At 66.0% G+C, this 19,136-nt stretch carries 13 protein-coding genes; 1 reads left to right on the forward strand and 12 read right to left on the reverse strand.

Going from position 1 to position 19,136, the window contains the following annotated elements; translation table 11 throughout:
* Positions 1-573: 573 nt before the first annotated feature.
* The 10 genes from glgX to NZ773_13505 all read right to left on the reverse strand — a co-directional run bounded on the left by glgX (position 574) and on the right by NZ773_13505 (position 14,563).
* Positions 574-2,718 (reverse strand): glycogen debranching protein GlgX, encoded by a 2,145-nt coding sequence (gene glgX / locus NZ773_13460; protein MCS6802931.1) that lies wholly within the window; start codon positions 2,716-2,718, stop codon positions 574-576.
* Positions 2,719-2,948: 230 nt separating this feature from the next.
* Positions 2,949-4,523 carry an ABC transporter substrate-binding protein gene (locus NZ773_13465; protein MCS6802932.1) on the reverse strand — a complete coding sequence of 525 codons (1,575 nt, stop codon included), beginning with the start codon at positions 4,521-4,523 and terminating at the stop codon, positions 2,949-2,951.
* 268 nt (positions 4,524-4,791) lie between these two features.
* Entirely contained in the window at positions 4,792-6,369 is a 1,578-nt protein-coding gene (locus tag NZ773_13470) for an ABC transporter substrate-binding protein (GenBank protein MCS6802933.1), read from the reverse strand.
* Positions 6,370-6,696: 327 nt separating this feature from the next.
* Entirely contained in the window at positions 6,697-7,011 is a 315-nt protein-coding gene (locus NZ773_13475) for a zinc-ribbon domain containing protein (GenBank protein ID MCS6802934.1), read from the reverse strand.
* A gap of 100 nt (positions 7,012-7,111) precedes the next feature.
* On the reverse strand, positions 7,112-8,785 hold the full coding sequence (locus NZ773_13480; GenBank protein ID MCS6802935.1) for a glycosyltransferase family 39 protein: 1,674 nt from the start codon (positions 8,783-8,785) through the stop codon (positions 7,112-7,114).
* Between the two features lie 499 nt (positions 8,786-9,284).
* Positions 9,285-10,700 (reverse strand): hypothetical protein, encoded by a 1,416-nt coding sequence (locus tag NZ773_13485; protein MCS6802936.1) that lies wholly within the window; start codon positions 10,698-10,700, stop codon positions 9,285-9,287.
* A 137-nt stretch (positions 10,701-10,837) separates the two neighbouring features.
* A complete protein-coding gene (locus NZ773_13490; protein ID MCS6802937.1) occupies positions 10,838-11,818 on the reverse strand; it encodes a hypothetical protein in 981 nt (326 codons plus the stop codon).
* Between the two features lie 14 nt (positions 11,819-11,832).
* Complete coding sequence (locus NZ773_13495; protein MCS6802938.1) at positions 11,833-12,519, reverse strand: 1-acyl-sn-glycerol-3-phosphate acyltransferase; 687 nt, start codon at positions 12,517-12,519, stop codon at positions 11,833-11,835.
* Between the two features lie 44 nt (positions 12,520-12,563).
* Positions 12,564-13,430 (reverse strand): carotenoid biosynthesis protein, encoded by an 867-nt coding sequence (locus tag NZ773_13500; protein ID MCS6802939.1) that lies wholly within the window; start codon positions 13,428-13,430, stop codon positions 12,564-12,566.
* Positions 13,427-14,563: a glycosyltransferase gene (locus NZ773_13505; GenBank protein MCS6802940.1), complete on the reverse strand. Its 1,137-nt coding sequence runs from the start codon at positions 14,561-14,563 to the stop codon at positions 13,427-13,429. Before NZ773_13505 ends, NZ773_13500 begins: the two co-directional genes overlap by 4 nt.
* 109 nt (positions 14,564-14,672) lie before the next feature.
* Here NZ773_13505 and NZ773_13510 point away from each other — a divergent pair, with 109 nt between their 5' ends.
* Positions 14,673-16,250 (forward strand): ABC transporter substrate-binding protein, encoded by a 1,578-nt coding sequence (locus tag NZ773_13510; GenBank protein ID MCS6802941.1) that lies wholly within the window; start codon positions 14,673-14,675, stop codon positions 16,248-16,250.
* Positions 16,251-16,314: 64 nt separating this feature from the next.
* Here NZ773_13510 and NZ773_13515 read toward each other — a convergent pair whose 3' ends face one another.
* Positions 16,315-17,508 carry a pyridoxal phosphate-dependent aminotransferase gene (locus NZ773_13515; protein MCS6802942.1) on the reverse strand — a complete coding sequence of 398 codons (1,194 nt, stop codon included), beginning with the start codon at positions 17,506-17,508 and terminating at the stop codon, positions 16,315-16,317.
* Positions 17,505-18,326, reverse strand: a complete 822-nt coding sequence (locus NZ773_13520; GenBank protein ID MCS6802943.1) for a D-alanyl-D-alanine carboxypeptidase — start codon at positions 18,324-18,326, stop codon at positions 17,505-17,507. The genes NZ773_13515 and NZ773_13520 overlap by 4 nt, the downstream gene beginning before the upstream one ends.
* Positions 18,327-19,136 lie beyond the last annotated feature (810 nt).

Below are 19,136 nucleotides of genomic sequence, written 5' to 3' on the forward strand. Positions count from 1 at the left end.
GGCAGGTGATGAACGGTAGGGCTGACCATGGGGCGCAGCGGTGGGGAGCTGCCGGCGGCTGGCAGCTGCCTCGGGGCAGCCAGCTCCAGTCGCCGCCATCGTCGAAGGTCGCCAATTCGCGCTGTCGCCTCTCGCTAACTGCGCGCGATCGCAGGGTCCTCGTGGTCGGGGAAGCAGCAGAACGGCGTAGCTTGCCCCCACCTCGTTCTGAAAGAGCATCGGCACCCATGGTGCCCTCAGGGACGAGGGCGGCCCCGATCTTGGCCGCTCCAGGGGAAGATAGCTGCTGCGCTTGCCGGTAAGGACGGCACGGGGCGCACAATGGAAGTCATCGCTCCACTGGGCATTGAGTCCGTCGCCGCCGCGCTCCGGCGACCAGAGCAGCCGCGGGACGTTCAGGTTGCGTTCGGCGATGAGCGCGAGATGGCGGCTGGGCGCTGCCTCGAGGAGCTGCGCTTCGCGGGCGCGCTCGTCGGGAGAGTGGACGGCCGAGGTAGGGCGCGGTCTCCGCCGCGTGGTCGGCTCCAGACGACAGAGTACGCTGAAGGCGGGAGGCTGCGACGATCGGAGCGGTCATGCAGCGGGCGGCTCTATGCGACGGAAGAGCGCAAGCGATCGGTTCACGAGGGTGTAGGTTGTTCCGCCCGGGCGAATGAGTGGCTCGGCCGGCTCGTCGGTGATGGCGGTGTCGAGAACACGCTCCCACCACGTGATAGTCGAGCCGTTGGGGAGAACAAAGTCGATGCTGTCGTGATGGGCGTTGAGGAGGAGGAGGAAGGTGTCATCGCGGACTGGGTCCCCCCACTCGTCCACCTCGTCGAGCGCTTCGCCAGCGAGACGCATCCCCAGGGCGCGGGTCCAGCCGTCTTCCCATTCTTCGTCGGTCATTTCCTTGCCATCCGGGCGAAACCACGTGATGTCTTTGATGTCCGAGCCACGAATGCGCCGGCCTTGGAAAAACTTGCGCCGACGGAAGTTCGGGTGTTCCCGTCGCAGCGCAATCAGGCGGCGGGTGAACTCAAGCAATCGCCGCTGGTCCTCGGTCAGGTTCCAGTCGTACCAGCTGATCTCGTTGTCTTGGCAATAGGCGTTGTTGTTGCCGCGCTGCGTGCGACTGATCTCATCGCCGCCGCAGATCATCGGCACCCCTTGGGAGAGCAGCAGTGTCGCGAGGAAGTTGCGCTTCTGCCGTTCTCGAAGGGCATTCACCTCGGGGTCATCGGTTGGGCCCTCGACGCCGCAGTTCCACGAGAGATTGTCGTCGATGCCGTCGCGATTGTTCTCTCCGTTCGCTTCGTTGTGCTTCTCGTTATAGGAGACGAGGTCATTCAGCGTGAACCCATCGTGGCAGGTCACGAAGTTGATGCTGGCATAGGGGCGCCGGCCATCGCTCTGGTAGAGGTCGCTGCTGCCGGTCAGACGCCAGCCCAGCTCGGAGGCCTGAAACTCGTCGCCCCGCCAGTAACGGCGGACAGTATCGCGATACTTGCCGTTCCACTCGGTCCAGAGGATGGGGAAGTTGCCGACTTGGTAGCCGCCTTCGCCGACGTCCCACGGTTCGGCGATCAGTTTGACGCGCGAGATGATGGGGTCTTGGTGGATAAGGTCGAAGAAGGAGGAGAGCCGGTCGACATCATGCAGTTCGCGGGCGAGGGTGGCCGCAAGGTCGAAGCGGAAGCCATCAACATGCATTTCTTGGACCCAGTAGCGGAGGGAGTCCATGATGAGCTTGAGGGTCTGCGGGTGACGAACGTTGAGGCTGTTGCCAGTGCCGGTGTAGTCCATGTAGTAGCGCGGCTGATCTGGGACAAGACGGTAGTAGGTGCGGTTGTCGATCCCGCGGAAGCTGAGGGTGGGGCCGAGATGATTGCCCTCGCCGGTGTGGTTGTAGACCACGTCAAGGATCACCTCGATGCCGGCGCGATGGAGCGCCTTGACCATCTCCTTGAACTCGACAACTTGGCCGCCTAAGTCGCCAGAGCTGGAGTAGCGCGCTTCCGGCGCAAAGTAGCCGATCGTCGAATAGCCCCAATAGTTGGTCAGCCCCCGCTCGACGAGATGGCGTTCGTCGATGAAGGCATGCACGGGAAGCAGCTCGACGGCGGTGACCCCGAGTTTTTTCAGGTAGTCGATCGCCGGGCGCGAGGCGAGGCCGGCATAGGTGCCCCGGATCTCCGGCGGCACCTCGGGGTGGCGGGCGGTGAACCCTTTGACGTGCACCTCGTAAATGATCGTCTCGTGCCACGGGGTCTGCGGGGGACGGTCTCCTTCCCAATCGAAATAGGGGTGGGTGACGACTGCCTTCGGAACGCTCCCGGCGTCGTCGCGCTCGTCGAACGAGAGGTCGGCGTCGGGGTGGCCGAGGGTATAGCCGAAGACCGGCGCGCTCCAGTCGACCTTGCCGGCGATCGCCTTGGCATAGGGGTCGATGAGGAGCTTATTCGGGTTGAAGCGGAGGCCCGCTTGGGGATCGTACGGGCCATAAACTCGGTAGCCGTAGAGCTGGCCGGGCGCGAGGCCCGGCACATAGACGTGCCAGACGTGGGCGGTCACCTCGCGCAAGCGGATGACTTCTCGCGGGATGGCGGAGTCGCGGTGGTCAAAGAGACACAGTTCGACGCAGCTTGCCATCTCGGCAAAGAGCGCGAAGTTGACCCCGCGTCCATCCCACGTCGCTCCAAGCGGATACGGTTTGCCGGGCAGTAGTCTGCGGGTCACGACGACACCTCTGGTTGCGGATCCGAGGGCGAGCAGGAAGATGGTGCGACGCGGCGGTGCCGCTGCGCTCTGCCCCTGCCGTGACAACGCCTCTGCTCGCCGCCCGCTATGTGTAGCACATGAGACCCCCGCCCGGCTTCCCGGCAGGACAGGAAAAGAAGAGCGCGTGGCACGATTGGCTCGCTCGCGCCACGCGCCTCCTTTCGTCTTCGCGAGAGGCGACGCGCCTCTTACTTGATCCGGTAGACGTTGTCGAAGTTGTACTGCGTGCGCCCGTCGAGGTTGAGCCCGACGATCTTAGGGCTGTGGACGACGAAGCTGGCGGGCAGGTAGAGCGGGATGACCGGCGCGTCCTCGCGCATGATCCGGTTCGCCTCGCGCAGCAGCTGGGCGCGCCGCTGCGGGTCGCGCTCGGCGAGCGCAGCGTCGAGCAGGCGATCCCACTCGGGGTTGCACCAATAGAGCGCCGACGGCGTGCCGCCAATCGGCTTTCCGCAGCCGTAGAGCACCCGCATCGCGGTGTAGAACCCGTTGGTGTCGCCGTTGCCGCTCATCGTTAGGTCTTGCTTCTGGGTGTTGTTGCGGCCGTAGACGCGATCGACCGAGAGACCGCTCTCAATGATCTCGATCTCGGCCTGCACGCCGATCTCGCGGAGCTGGGACTGAACGACGAGAGCGACATCCTGCAGGTTCTGGGCGCGCGACATCTCGATGGTGATGCCGCTGAAGCCGTTGGGGTAGCCCGCCTCGGCGAGCAGCCGCCGCGCCAGCGCCGGGTCGTAGACCGGCTTGACATTCGGGTCCCACGACGGGCTGCCTTCAAGCGCGAGCTGAGCAACCGGCTGGGCGTAGCCGCGGAAGAGCGTCTTGGTGATCGCCTCGCGGTCGATCGCGTAGTTCAGCGCTTGGCGCACCCGCTTATCCTTCAGCGGCGTGTTGCGCAGCTCGTAGGTTCCCTGCGGGATGGCGACGAAGATGAAGGCGTTGCGGATCACTTGGAGCTTCATGCCGGCGGCTTCGGCGGCTTGAACCTGGTCAGAGCTGAGCGCCGAGGTCGTGGTGGCATCGAGTTCGCCCGTGCGCAGCCCATTGATCTTCTGCCCATGTTCCGGCACTGAGAGGAAGATCAGTTCTGACGCCTGAGCATTGCGGAAGGGATGCGCTGCCGTCCGCTTCCGGTAGATGATGCGGTCTTCGCGTACGAACTCGGCGAGGTCATACGGGCCGGTGCCGACCGGCTTGGCGACGAAGCCCTCAAATCCGACGCTCTCGTAGTAGCGCTTGGGAAGGATCGGCGTAAACATTAGCCCGGCCGGAATGCTCATGTCCGGCGAGCGGGTTGTCACTTCCACGGTGGTGGGGTTGGTCACGCGGGCTTCCGCAACCGTCGCGATGAACGTGCGCGCCGGCCACCCGCGCTGCATCATCTCGTTGATGCTGAAGGCGAAATCGTCGGCGGTCATCGGGTCGCCATTCTGGAAGACGAGGTCGGTCCGGATGGTAAAGGTCCAAGTGCGCCCGTCGGCTGACACGTCCCACTTGGTAGCGACCGCCGGCTCGACGGCGAAGTCTTTGCCGAGAGTGGTCGGCGTGTCGTACATCGGGGTGAAGACGATGTAGTTGGCGAACCCGGCGGCGGGAGTGAGATTTGCTGGGATGCTGCTTGCGGCGATCCGGATCGACTGGTTTTCGGCGCGCTCCTCTCGAGGCTGGGCAGGAGAGCCCGGCGTTGCTTGCGGCGCCGCTGGAGCACACGCGGTCAACACGATCGCGAGGATGCCAAGAGGCTGGACGAGAAATCGCACGCGACACCCCCCATTTGAGCGTGGCTAGCTGTACAGCGAGTATAAAAATGTCAGCACTGACCAGACAATATTTTTTGTGCCGCGCATTGGCTACCGGAGGAAAGTACGGTCAGCCGCCCCTGAAACGCCCCGCTCGTTTGGCGTGCGCAGGGGCAGGCCCGGCGACGGTTGTGCAGAGCGGCCCTCCGTGCTGGAGAGGTGTCGCAAAATGAAATGGGAGCTTGGCCCCGCAGGAACCATGCTCCCCGTGTGAAATGAGGTCGCAGCGCTACTTGATCCGGTATGCGGCGTCGAAGGTGATCTGCGTTCGTCCCTCGACGTCGATCCCGACGATCTTGGGGCTGTGGACGACGAAGCTGGCAGGCAGGTAGAGCGGGATGACCGGCGCGTCCTCGCGCATGATCCGGTTCGCCTCGCGCAGCAGTTGGGCGCGTCGGGTCGGGTCGCGTTCGGCGAGCGCGGCGTCCTGCAGCCGATCCCACTCTGGGTTGCACCAGAAGAGGGCAGAGGGCGGCGAGCCGATCGGTCTCCCGCAGCCGTAGAGCACGCGAATGGCGGTGTTGAAGCCGTTCGTATCGCCGTTGCCGCTCATGACGAGGTCGGACTTCTGGGCGTTGTTGCGGCCGTACACCCGGTCGCCGTAGAGTGCGCCGTCGACGATTTCGAGCTCGACCCGGATCCCGACCTCCCGCAGCTGCGCTTGAATGACCTGCATCAGGTCTTGCAGATTTTGGGCGCGCGACATCTCCATCGTGATGCCGCCGAAGCCGTTGGGGTAGCCGGCCTCGGCGAGGAGCTGCCGCGCCAGCGCCGGGTCGTAGACCGGCTTGACGCTCGGGTCCCACGACTGGCTGCCCTTCAAGGCGAGCTGTCCCAGCGGCTCCGCATAGCCGCGGTAAAGCGTCTTGGTGATCGCCTCGCGGTCGATCGCGTAGTTCATGGCTTGGCGCACCCGCTTATCCTTCAGCGGCGTGTTGCGCAGCTCGTAGGTTCCCTGCGGGATGGCGACGAAGATGAAGGCGTTGCGGATCACTTGGAGCTTCAGGCCGGCGGTTTCCGCGGTTTGCACTTGATCGGTGGTCAGGGCGACGGCAGTGGTCGCGTCCAGTTCGCCCGTGCGCAGCCCATTGATCTTCTGGGAGTTCTCCGGGACCGCGACGAACGTCAATTCGGTCGCTTGGACGTTCCGGAAGGGATGAGGGCTTGAGCGCTTCCGGTAGACGATCCGGTCCTCGCGGACGAACTCCACGAGTTCGTACGGACCAGAGCCGATCGGCTTGGCGACAAAGCCGTCGAACCCCCCCACCGATTCGTAGTAGGCCTTGGGCAAGATCGGCGTGAACATAAACCCGGCAGGGATGCTCATATCGATCGCGCGCGTCTGGACGTCGACGGTGGTTGGGCTGGTCGCGCGCGCTTCGGTGACAGTGTTGATGAATGTGCGCGCCGGCCACCCGCGCTGCATCATCTCATTGATGCTGAAGGCGACATCCTCAGCGGTCAGCCTATCGCCGTTGTGAAAGACAAGGTCCGAGCGGATCGTGAGGGTCCACGTGCGCCCATCCGCGGAGAGCTCCCACTTGGTAGCGACCGCCGGCTCGACGGCGAAGTCTTTGCCGAGGGTGGTCGGCGTGTCGTACATCGGGGTGAAGACCACATAGTTGGCGAAGCCAGCGGCTGGCGTCAGGTTGGCCGGGATGCTGCTCGGGGCAATCCGCAGTGCTTGATTTTCGGCGCGCTCCTGGCGGGGTTGGCCGGGAGCGGCGGGCGTGGCCGTCGGCGCTGCAGGGGCGCACGCGGCGAGGAAGACAGCGAGAAGCCCGATCGGGTAGAAGCGGCGCTTCATTAGACACCCCCCTGTTGATAACCCTACCGCAAGGAGTGGCAAAAGCAGTATAGAGCGGACGACTTCTTCGTCGCCGATTTTTTGAGCCGGATGTCACCCGAGCAGAAAGAAGGGAGGCGGGGGCATCTTCACCGCGCTCGTCAGGCGACCGAACAGCACCTGAGCGTTCCGCCCAGAGGGCGGCAGAGCCGGCAGCAACAGCAACTCGCTAGCGCCAATGATACTCAGGCTCGATCGCCCGTGTCAAGGAGGAGCGCCTTGGCGTTGCGGCAGCCGCAGCCCGTGGTCGGTCGAGTTGGGGGGAGGCGGTCGGCGATGGCGCGCAGGCTACGAACTCACTGCTTCGGGATTCTTGGCCGTGGCAGTGCGGATCTTCTCGAAACAGTTGGAGCAGTAGACCGGCCGGTCGAGCCGAGGAATAAAGGGCACGAACGAGATCCCCTTGCAGATGGCGCACGTCACTTGGTGCATCTCGCGAGCCGGCAGGCCGAGCTTTTCGCGGCGGCGGTTCGCGCGGCAGGTCGGGCAGCGCTGCGGCTCGTTCTGCAAGCCTTTCGCCCGATAGAACTCCTGCTCGCCAACGGTGAAGAGAAACTCCGTGCTGCAATCACGGCACATCAGTTTCCGATCAGACATAGACACGAACGGGACCCTCCTGGGCGACAAGCGAGCGAGCAACCGCCCGCCGGAGTTGGCCGGCAGTATAGCGGGCGCGATTTCTTATTGCAACCTTAGCGAATTCTTAGCCTTTCTTAAGGTTGCCGGCGCCGGACCCGCCGCGCGCGCCGGGTTCGCGGGAGCGGCCGACCGCCTCGGGGCCTTTCCGCCGGTAGATCTGAAACTCGGCGATCTCGCGCTCTTTGACATAGTCGCGGGCGAGGCGCTCTTTGAAGGCGGGGAAGGTCTCGATCAGGGCGATGGATTCCTGGGTCTGGATCGGGTTGACATCCTTCGCGACGAGGACGACGTAGGCGGGCGGCGCCGCGTCGAACTCGCGCAGAAAGATGTCGCGCGCTTGGCGACGGAGCGGGCTCTCCGGCCGCTCGATTGTGAGCGGATAGCTGAAGATATAGCGGGTGGGAGCGCGGCGGTCGGCGAGCCAGTTAACAAGCGCCTGAAAACCCCACACGAGGACCGTATCGTTCGGCGTAGTGCGCGCTGCCAAGTAGGCGGCTGTTTCGCGCGCTGCGCTGAACGAATAGACATCGCGGTCGTGCAGGTTGTGCCCGAAGCGGGCGAAGTAGTCGCGGTCGCTGACCTTCCCGAGCAAGTAGGGCAGGTCACGCCCGAGCTTCGCTTGCTGCTCGTGCACGACCGGCAGCAGCAGGGCAAGCGCAAGGATCGCCGCCGCGCCGCGCCGCAGCCGCACCTCGGGGCCAGGACGGCGGATATTTTCCCAAACGGCAATGAGCCCGCTGCCGGCCAGCCCGGCGAGCGGCGGCAGCGCCACCGACCAGTGATAGCTGAAAAATTTGCCTTGGCTCCACACGCCCGCCAGTGCGGCGAGGAGCCAGCCGACCAGCAGCGCCGTGAGAGCAGGAGAGCGCCGTGCCCCGATCACTCCGGCAGCAGCCAGCGGGGTGAGCGGCCCCATCCGCCCGAAGAAGTCGACCGTTGCCCACGCTGTTGCGGCGAGCGTCAGGTTAGCGCCCGTTTGGACGTGGAGTTGATTGAAGACGACAACGGCGTCCCACATCTCCGCGAAGGCGCCGCCCGCCAGCAGCAGCCCGCTGGGAACGAGCACGAGCGCGAGCACGCCGCCAGCATAGGCGCCGAGATCGCGCGCTGTTCCCCAGCTGCGGGGCGAGCGGGCAAGGAGGATGATGCCGCCGAGCAGCGTCAGGGGCGCTGCGGTCGGCTTGAACCAGATGAGGGCGCCGAGCACTGCTCCGCCGACCAGCGCCGAGACGGCCCGCCAGCGTCGGCCGGCGACGAGCGCCGCAAGGCCGACCGCGCTGAGCCCAGCGATGAACATCTCGGCTTGGCCGCGGTCCCACCATTCGAACTGGAGGATGGCGGCTGCTCCGAAGAGAGCGGCGGCAGCGACTGCCGCTTGCGCCCCCGCCGGCCGCAGCAGTGCCCACAGCCCGACCATCCCCCCGAGCAGGACAAGCTGCTCAAGCAGGTGAACTGCCTGCCACGATCGTCCAAACAGCCGGAACGCGAGAGCGTAGGCGTAGTCGATGCCAGGCGGCTTGTGGTCCCACGCGTCGCGATAGGGCAGCTGCCCCCGCAGGATGGCATCGGCGATGGTGGCGAAAATCCCTTGGTCGCGGCCGAACGGCTGAGAGAGCAGCGGCGCGCTGAGCAGCAGGAAGCCGAGAGCGACCACGCTGAGAGCGATCAGTTCGGCGATGGGGAGAGCGGCGGCAGCGGACCGCGGCCGCCGCAGGACGGTCTCTGTCGCGTGGGTCACCTCGTGGTCCTCGCAAGCGGCGGAGCTGCCGCGAGGTGGCCGCTCGGCGCTGCTGCGGGGAGTTCGTCCAGCGGCACGGCGCGGCAGCCGTGGTCTGGCAGCGCCGCTCCCCCCCCAATCGGCGAGCAGTCACTCGCGGTAGACTGCCAGCCGGTTGCGGCGCCACCCGCTCGGCGAGCGGCGGCCCCAGCTCCGGCTGAGCCGTCTCGCGCGCGGCCGTTATCGTGGCGTACCACGTCGCGGAAGTATGCCAGAACCGCCACAACGCGAGGGGCAGCAGGGGCTGCGGCCCTGCCGGCGTCATCCCGCGCGCCGGCGGCAGCTCGGGGGCTCGACGCTTGAGAAGGGCGGTTAAGGACGGCGAGACGGAGGCCGGGCTCCTCCAGCAGACCGGGCAGGAGGGCGTCCATCGCTCGGCGGCGGCGGGAGCGCAGCAGCGGAGCGGCCACGGGCAGCCGCACCCTCGACAACCTGCTGTCAGGGGCGGGAAGGAGCGCGGTCACCGCCGGAAGGCAGGGTCACACGCCTCGAAGAACTGCACGGACTCGATCCAGGCCTTCCCGTGATCAACGTCGGGCCAGCCCCGAACGCGAATGAAGAGGGTCATCCTGGTAGTGACGGCGATCATGCTGACAAGAGGGTTGTTGTTGTTGCCCATCGTTTTCCAGCCGCCGTACTTGCCCGCGTCGCGGTCGGGCTGGCCGCCCGACGAGCGGCCCCAGATGACAGTGGGCGCATTCGGATTTGTGCCCCCCGTGGGGTCGAGCCCGATTTCGCGGAGCAGGGGCAGCGACCCATCGCGCCGCCCGTTGCCATAGACAAGCTGAGCAGTAGCGTAGAACGCTTGATACCACTTGCCCGGCGTGACCGGGATCACTTGGTAGCCGCCTCCGACGAACTCCCCCGACCCCTCGATCAGCCAAGAAGCGCGGCCGAATTTCTCGTATCCTGTCTCCTCGACCGACCGGACGTTGCCGCTGCCGAACCAGGTCCAGCCGTTCGGCACGCCGTTGGTATAGCCCTCGTCCATGGTGGCGTTTTTTGCGAGGCTCTTCTCGATCTCGTGCTCCAGCCGACCACAAGCGGGGTGAACGGGGTTTGGCGTCGGGCCAGCAGGCCGTGTCACCGCCGGGACTGTCGGCGTGGCGGTGGGGTTCGGCGTCGGCGTGGCTGCAAGCACCAGCCGCGGCGCGTCGTTCGGGAGGCGAGGCGTAATCGCCTCCTGAGGGTACAGCCCCGCTTCCTTGCCCACATCGCCGCCGTTCGCAACCGTCACTTGGCCGGCGCGCGCCCACGGCTGGTCGGTCTTCCAGCGCTGAAAGACGCGCCGCTGAGCGCGCAAGACCGAGACGTGCGCTCGATCTTCGTACGCCATCGGCAGGCCATTGAAGGCGATCGGGTCGGCAGCCCCAAGGAAGACATCTTTGATGGCGCGGTCCCGCTCGAGCAGCGCGAAATGATTTCTGACAATCTCGTCCCAGCTTTTGCCGCGATCTTCTTCCCACTTCAGCGAGATGGGCACATCACGGGCGACCGCAAGCCAATTGTCCTTGCCCGCGGCGCTCAGTTCATCGAACACGTTGACAAAGGTGACGACGCCCCCTTGATCGGGCCGCCATTGGAAGACGACCTTCTGAAACGCTTGGGAGATAAACCCTTTCCAGTGAAAACGATGGGAGACCGGATAGCCGACAGCGCTCACCCCACCGTAGCGGCGGAACCAGGTGTAGAACGGCACGCCGTCGTTGTCGGTGACGGCGAAGCCGTGGCCAGCCGGGGCCGACCCGCGGGTTTGGGTGAAGAACCGTCCATTCGGGATGTCGAACTCGTCCGCTCCTTGGGCTCCGGCCGGGATGACGAGGCTGAACATGAAGAGAAGAATGCCGAGTGCGAGAAGAAGTCGCGCAAGCGCCAATCAGACCCCTCCTGTGGCGATGCATCCTAGCAGACAAGCAAGGGGATGACCAGCACGCTGGCTTGACGCGAGCGGGAGCGCGGGCGGCCGAGGAGGAGCCGTTCCTCTCACCGCAGGAGAAGCGCCGGCGCCAGCCGCTAGACGGCATCCTCCACGGCGCGGCGCAACGCCTTGAGGTTCGCGACCGGCACGGTGAGGGGGAAGGTGCAGCCGGGAGCGAGGATGAGGCGGCTGCCGGTGACGGCGATTGCCTCTCGCGCTTCGGCGATCACCTCGGCTGGAGTGCCGCGCAAGGCGGGACCGTTCTGGTTGATCCCGGCGAAGGGCAGGGTCAGCTGCGCGCCCTCAGCGAGGGGAGGCGGCGTCTCGCGGTCGTGCCAAGAGATGCAGTCGACGGGCCAACGCACGGCAGCGTCGAAGTAGGGGGCGTGGCCGTGAATGTGGGCGACAAGGATCGTCGCGCCGGCGCCGCGCAGCCGGGTCAGCACCCGACGATCCCACGGCTCGCCGAAGCGGTCGAACAGGTCGCGAGGCATCGTTGCGGGATGGGCGTGCTGGCTCGAGTAGAAAATCCCGTCCGCGCCGGCCTCAAGCATCGCGATCCCGGTGCGGGCGACATCGTCGGCGAGACGCTCCAGCGCTGCTGCGAATTCGGGCGTCTCCATAGTGTCGCGTGTCAGGGCGTTGCCGACGAGCCGCGCGGCGACGGTGAGTGGACTGAAAAGGGTCTGCAGGATGGGGGTCTCGCCGACTGCGGCGCGCACTTGGCGCACCGTCTCGACCTGCTCTCCAACAGCACCCCACTCGAGCGGCAGCGGCGGCAGCCGCAGCCAGTCCGCGGGCGCATGCACGGGGAAGTCGACGACCCGGGTTGTTCCGAGGTCGTTGCCGGCGAGCTCGGTCTTCACTCCGTAGTCGATCGCTTGGTAGGAACCGGACGGCGTGATCTTGACAATGTCGAGGTCATACTCGCGCTGAAACTGAAGGACGGCGGGAACGAACGACGCAGCGGCGAGGTCGCGGCCCGGGGCATGCTGCCAAAAGGTGAGCGGCGGGCGGTCGGTCTCTTGCCGGCGGAGTGTGGCGAGCACGCGCTCGCGGTGGGTCATCGCAGCCATCCATTCCTCCCCGCTCAAGATACTGGATCACGCAGAGCGCCGTCGTCGGGCGGACGCGAGAGGGCGCGGACCGCGTCTTCGATCTCGCGGATCAAGGTGGCCTCCGCTGCCTCGCTTGCGAAGCGGGGCGCACCGAGGCGGAGAACGATCCGGCGGTAGGTGGGCGGTGCCGCCCAGATTCCGGCGGGGATGATCGGGACCGCTCCCGCGCCCGTACGTTCGGCATACTGAGCGAAGCGAAGGAAGCCGGGGCGAAACGGCAAGATGACAGTGTCGTCTTTCTTCATCCGCCACTCAGGGTCGATCGTCGGGTAGCCTTCGGGAAAGATCGCGACCACTTCGCCGTTGCGGAGCAGCAGGGCGACCTCGCGGAGCGCCCGCTGCAGGTAGGGAAGCACTTCGTCAGGGCGGTAAGCAGGCCGGGCCCGGCACGCGAGGGCATCGCGCCGCAGGACGGTCGGCCAGCCGAGCAGGCCGCAGCCCAGTTCGAGCAGCGCACGCCACCGAGCATCCTTGGCCCAGTCGGCCGCAACGACGACCCGCACCGGGCGCGGCAGGCGCGAGATCAGGATCGCGCCGTCGTAGAGATGGTGAAAATGGCGAGCAGCAATAAGGGCAGGACCGCGTTCTGGCAGGTGCTCGAGCCCCTCGAGGGTAAGATCGAGCCAGAGGCGCGTCGCTGCCGCTGCGAGCGCGCGCATGAACGCCCAGGCGATCCTGCCGGCGGGGGTTTGCCATGCCGCGTTCAGCTGACGCGCGACGGCCGTCGCTCCCCTTCGGAAATCGGGTGGGCGAGGCGGAGCGCGAGGCGCGGCCGGAGCAGTAGCAGCGGCGGCAGGAGACCGAGCACGGTCGCGAGTACCACTGGCGGCCAGAGCCCCGCGCTGAGACACAAGATCATCGCCCAGACGAGATTGGTGCTGTAGACCAGCAGCGGCACGGCGGGAGAGACGTCGGTCGCGTTGCTGCGCCAAGCGAGACGCGCGACCGTCATGAACGTCACGCCTGTCAGCATCCAGCCGAGGAGGTTGCGAAGGGGCATCCCATAGTAGGGCCCGCTTTCGTGCCAGACCCAGAACTTAAGGGGCAGTTCGTCATACGCCATCGCGGGGTCGAGAACGAGGTCCCATGCCGTCAGCAGCCAGACGCCCAGCACGATGGCGAGCGGTCCGGCGGGGCGCCAGCCGTAGCGCGTCACGATCGCCGTCCCGATCAAATACGCGGCAAAGCCGAGGTAGAACCACGAGAGGGGGATGGTGTACGGCACGAGGTCGAGCACCATCCAGCCGAGCCCGCCGGTGTACGAGTAGGGGCCGAAGGGGATGCCGAGACCGGTGCCCGCGAGTTCGAAAGAGAGGGAGAGGAGCGTGGCAGCGGCAAAGAAAACGACAGTCCGCGCGCGCCCCACTCGCTGCCATCCGAAGACGAACATCGCCGCCGCGCCGAACCAGATATGCATCGCGCCGAGGTACTGCATGCTGAAGGCGAAGGTTTGCACGCCAAGGGGGCTGTCGCTCCACAGCTGCGGGTTGGGCACCATGACCAGCATACCGATCAGCCCGAACAGAAGGGCCGCGACGTGGGCGAGATAGAGGCCGAAGACAAGTTTCATATGGCAGCTCCCTCAACAAGGATACGACCTCGCCAGCGGTGGCGGCGCCTGAAGAGGCTCACCCAGAGTGCAGCAAGTGCCGGCGCATCGGCAAGCGGCGAGAGCCAATACGTCCACGGGCGATGCGGGTATGCCGGCGCGGCGCCGAAGAGCACACCGATCCGCGCCCCAAGAAGAAGCAGATTGAGGAGCGCCAGCATCTGCGCGAGAACGGATCGCGGCCGGCGGAGAAACGGCAGGATCAGCAGAGGGAGCGCTTGGGTGAGGGTCGCTTCGCTGAGGCTGCGCACGGCGAGGGCGCGGCCGAACCGGTCGACGAGCGGGAGCGACCGCGGCCAGTTGCTCCAGATCGCCGCAGCCGAGTCGTGCATCTGGACCCAGACCAGCCCGGGTGCTTCGGCAATCGCGACCCGCTCGCCGGCGGCGACAAAATGGCGGGCGAGGGTGATGTCTTCGCAGCGGGAGTCGCGCACCGGCGCGAAGCCAGCGAGCTCGGCGAGCGTCCGACGGTGGACGAGAAGACATTGCCCGTTCGCCTGCGCCTCTTCAACAGAGTGAGCGATGGTTCCCGGGGGGCCGAGGCGGTAGATAAGTGTGGTAAGGAAGGCTGGGTGCAGGAGGGCATCGAACGGCCCGGCAAGGCGCTGCTCGGTGGCGCAGGAGAGCAGGGTCAGCCGCTCTCGTTCCGCGAAGGCGACCAGCGACCCCGCTAATGGCGGGCGCGGACGCACATCAGCATCGATACAGAGCAGCCACGGAGCGCGCGCCGCCCGTCGTCCGACCTCGAGGCCCCACGCCTTTCCGTTCCAGTCCGGCGGGATTGGGCTCGCATCGATCCAGCGCAGCCGCCGGTCGCGCGCGGCCATAGCGGCGACGAGAGCGTGGGTGCCATCGGTCGACCCGCCGTCAACGACGAGAATTTCGGCGACCTCATCGCCATGAGCGAGGAGCCCTTCGAGGCAGGGACCGAGCCGCTCCGCTTCATTGAGGACGGGAACAACGACCGAAACCGCGCTCGGCGCCGCGCGCGCGGGGAGGATCCGAAGCGCTGCGCGGCGCCGAAGAAAGCGGGGCATCACCCGTGCCGCGGCGACCAGCTGGGCAGTGAAGAGGAGCGCAAGCAGCCACTGCATGACGTCATGATAGGTGAGCAGGTCAACCAGCGGCAGATGCTAATTCTTGTAGCGCGCTGCCTCATGTACGTAAAATCGCGGATAGAACACGCGGACACAAGGGGAAACGATGAAATACTTACCTCGTGCTCTCGCCGCTCCGCTGCTCGGCCTGACGGCCATTGCGACAGCGTGCGCGCCGACCGCGCCGGCCTCGCCCGCGCCAGGCGCGCAGCAGCCAGCGGAACAGCTTGCAGAAGTCCAAACGCTGACGATTGGCTTCCCAAGCGTGCCAGCGAATATGGATCCCCATACCAATGTCGGGGGGACCGTCCGGAAGTTTGATATCTTCGAGACCTTGGTCTGGCTCGATGATACGGGGCGGGAGGTCCGGCCGCTGCTGGCGTCAGAGTGGCGCTTGGTCGACCCGACGACATGGCGCTTTACGCTGCGCCCCGGCTCCAAGTTCCAAGATGGCACGCCGCTCACCGCGGAGGACGTGGTCTTTTCGTGGAACCGCGTGACGAACCCCGCGCTTCGCTCGCAGGTGCCCGGTAACGCGCCGAGCATCGCCTCGATAACCGCGATCGACTTGGGCACCGTCGAGGTGAAGACAAAGGCGCCGAGCCCGCTCTTGCTCCGCCACATCGAGCAGCTGGCGATTGTGCCCAAGGCGTATCTCGAGCGGGTGGGCGATGAGGAGTTTCGTGCCAAGCCGATCGGCTCGGGGCCTTTCCGCCTCAAGGAGTTCCGTCCCGACGACCGCGTCGTCGTCACGGCGTGGATGGAGCATCCCTTCCGCAAGCCGACCCTGACCGAGATCACCATCCGCGCAATCCCCGATCAGAACGCTCGCGCGACAGGGCTGCGCCTGAAGGAGCTGGACGTCGGGCTGCAGCTGAACTTCGAGGCCGCTGAAGCGCTCCAGCGCGAGGGGCTAGAGGTCATCTCCCGCTCCACGGGCATCATCGGGGTGCTTATGGACCCGATCGGGGGCGGTGGCGTCGAGCCGGGGCCGATAGCGGATAAGCGCGTGCGGCAGGCGCTCGCCTATGCGGTCAACCGCGAAGAACTGGCGCGAGGGCTCTTCCGCGGCTTTGCCCAGCCGGCGGGCTACCTCATCCGCGAAGGGATGGTGGGCTATAACCCCGATATCAAGCCCTACACCTTTGACCCGGTGAAGGCGCGGCAGCTGCTTGCCGAGGCGGGCTATCCGAACGGGTTCAAGCAGGACCTCGAGTACTGGAACTTCTCCGCGGCTATCAACAACACCGCGCTCTATCTCCAAGACCAGTTCAAGCGCAACCTCAACATCGACCTTGAGCTGAAGCCGATCGAGGCGGCGGTCTTCGTGCAGAAGATCTATAAGCGCCAGCCGATCGCGTCGCTCTACCTTGGCGGCCTCGGCACCGGCACCGATGCTGATACGTCGCTTGTCTGGTTCTGGTCGGAGAACCCCTCGTTTGGCAAGCGCTACAACAACCCCGAGTATGACCGTATCTATCTTGAGAGCACGCGCGAACTCGACCCGGCGCGTCGGGAGCGGCTCCTCCAGCAGGCGGTTGCCATCCTGCAGGAAGACCCGCCGTGGCTCGGTCTGGTCACGAATGTCGACGTCTCTGCGTGGCAGAAGAGCGTCAGCGGGTTTGTTCCGCGCGCGTTCGAAAACGGCTGGCCGATCTTCGATCGGATCAAGCGCGTAAAGTAGCTCGTCGCGTCGCCTGAGGAGGCAGCCGGAGGCCAGCGCGAGACCGCGCTGGCCTCTGCGGCGTTCAGCTGTCGTGCCGTGTCAGCCGAGCGGTGCGGTCTTCGTACTCTCGGAAGAAGGCGGCGAGACGGCGCAACGCCTCCTCGATCCGGTCGAGCGAGTTCGCGTAGCTGAAGCGCAGAAACCCTTCCGCATTCCGGCCGAAGTCGACCCCCGGCGAGCAGGCGACCCGCGCGCGCTCCAAAATTTGAAAGACAAGAGCCCGCGAGTCACAGCTCCAGCGGCGAGCGTCGGCGAGGACATAGAAGGCACCGGTCGGCTCATGGCGCAGTGCAAAGCCGATCTCGCGGAGGCCGGCGATCATCCGGCGGCGTCGGCGATCGTATTCCGCGCGCATCCGCGCAACCTCTGGGGCGCCGTGGCGAAGCGCTGCAACGCCGGCACTCTGGCTGAAATCAGCAGCGGAGATAAAAAAGTTCTGCGCCATCTTTTGGATTGGGCGGACGAGCCGCTCGGGGACGATCATCCAGCCAAGCCGCCAGCCAGTCATCGCCCACGCCTTTGAGAAGCCGTTGAGCACGATGGCATCGGGAGCAAACTCGAGCATCGTGTGCTCGCGTCCTTCGTAGACAAGCCCGTGATAGATCTCGTCTGAGAGAATAGGCAGACCGGTGCTGGCAAGAGCGGCTAGGGTCTCGGCGGTCAGGAGCGTTCCCGTCGGGTTAGAGGGAGAGTTGATCAGGATGGCCCGCGTGCGCGGGGTGATGCGCTGCTCCACCTCGCCGAGGTGGAACTGGTAGCCGTCGTCGGGATCGAGCGGGACAAAACGCGGGATCCCGCCGAAGAACCGGATGAAATTTGGGTAGCAAGCGTAGCTTGGGTCGCCGAGGATCACCTCGTCGCCCGGCTCAATGAGCGCCGCCATCGCCATCCAGAGGCCGGCCGAAGTCCCAGTGGTGACGATAACTCGCTCGGGCGGCACCGCCACGCGGTAAGTGGACCAGTAGTGCTCGGCGATCGCCTCGCGCAGCTCACGACGGCCGAGGCTATGCGTGTAATGCGTGCCGCCGGCCGCGAGCGCGGCAGCTCCTGCCGCCCGGATCACCTCCGGCGTATCGAAGTCGGGCTCGCCGATTTCAAGGTGGATAACCTTGTCGCCCGTGCGCTCGATGGCCTGCGCCGCTTCCAGCACCTCCATCACCATGAAGGGAGCGATCGCCTCAGTGCGAGCAGCGGCGCGCAGCTGGTCGTTGATCATGATGCTCCCTCGACGTCGGCGCGGCGCTGCGCGAAGGCCCAGTCGAGGAGGGCTGCCGACTCCGCAGCCGGATTTGGGCTCCGGAGCACGACAGCGATCATGCGGTGCCCATCCCGGGTGGCCGACGCAGCGTAGGCGCGTCCAGCGCGACGAGTGTACCCGACCTTCACGCCATCCGCGCCCGGGTAGTTGCCAAGCAGCAGATTCAGATTTGCGATCGGGTAGGGCGGGTCAGCACGGACAGTCCAGGTCAGAGTCGAGACGATCCGGACGAAGTGCTCGTTCTGCATTGCCTCCCGTGCAATCCGGGCGAGGTCTTCGGCGGTGCTCAGATGGTAGGGATGGTCCAAGCCATGCGGATTGACGAAGTGCGTCTGCTGCAGCCCCATCTGATGGACTCGATGATTCATCATCGCGACAAACGCGGCCTCGGAGCCGGCAAGGTGGCGCGCGATCGCAAGAGCGGCGTCGTTCCCTGAGGGAAGCATCAGCCCGTACAGGAGATCCTCAAGCGGAAGGATCATCCCCGGGCGGAGGCCCATCACCGTGCTCCGCGGCATCGCGCGCGCGTCAACGTCGATCGCCACCAGGTCGTCAAGCCGTCCCACCTCGAGAGCGACCAATGCGGTCACCATCTTGGTGAGGCTCGCCGGATGGACGGGCGCGCGCTCGTTCTTGCCGTAGAGCAAACGCCCCGTGGCCGCATCGAGCACGGCGACTTCGGTTGCTCCAACAGCGGGGGGGCCGGCTGCGCGGGCAGGCTGCGGGGCAATGAGGACAAGCAGCAGCGCCAGCAGCGCAATCGCGACACGACGCATCGGTTCCTCCTGCCTCCCAGTATAGGCGGGAAGGCGAGATGCGGGCGTGAGCCGTGTACTCGCATCAGGTCGTAGGGGGGCGAAGGGGGTGCTGCTCTCACGTCAATAGCGCGGGAGGGGGCAGATGCGGCATCAGTGGCGGCGGTCGCGGCGCGTGTCTGCAGGGGGCGCTCGAGCTGAGGCGTGCAGGAAGACGGACACCCATGGCGAGGTCAGCTGGGCAGCGTTCAGCAGTGGAGGGGGAGATCGGCTGAGAGATCGAGTGCATCGAGGCGAACGCGGAGCGGGGAGCCAAGGACGCGCTCGGTAGGAGACAGGAGAAGAGGCGCTCTCGCTCACGATAGGGCGTCGCCGGAGGGAGACGTCATGCAAGCGGCAAGAGGGTCGCCCCCGAACGGGAGAGGGATGATGCTGCCGGGGTCTTCGCATTTGCGTTGCATCAGAATGGTGCGGACGAGGCAAGGGGAGCAGGAGAGGGGGTTGCAAAGGGAGGGGGCCTGCGGTATAGTTGTGGTGCGCTCGCCAAGTGGCGGGCGTTTCCTTCTCCCCGCGAGGGGACCCCTCGCCGAAACCCTGAAGAGATGGCGGAATGCTTACTGGTTCCGCCGAGACGGCTCGGCAGAGCGAGAGCGCCGGCGAGGGAAGAGTGCGGGGGTCGCTTCAGAAAGCGCCTTGAACGTCGGCGCAGAAGTGTGTATAATTCGACGCTCGCGCGATGAGCGACCGCGCGAGGTGCACGTTGACAATCGAAGAGTGAGGGAGAGGGAAGCGAGGCGCCCGAAGAAGTAGAAGAGGGAGTGGGTGCGAGAG

It is taken from the genome of Dehalococcoidia bacterium (genome assembly GCA_025054935.1).
Lineage (GTDB): Bacteria > Chloroflexota > Dehalococcoidia > SpSt-223 > SpSt-223 > JANWZD01.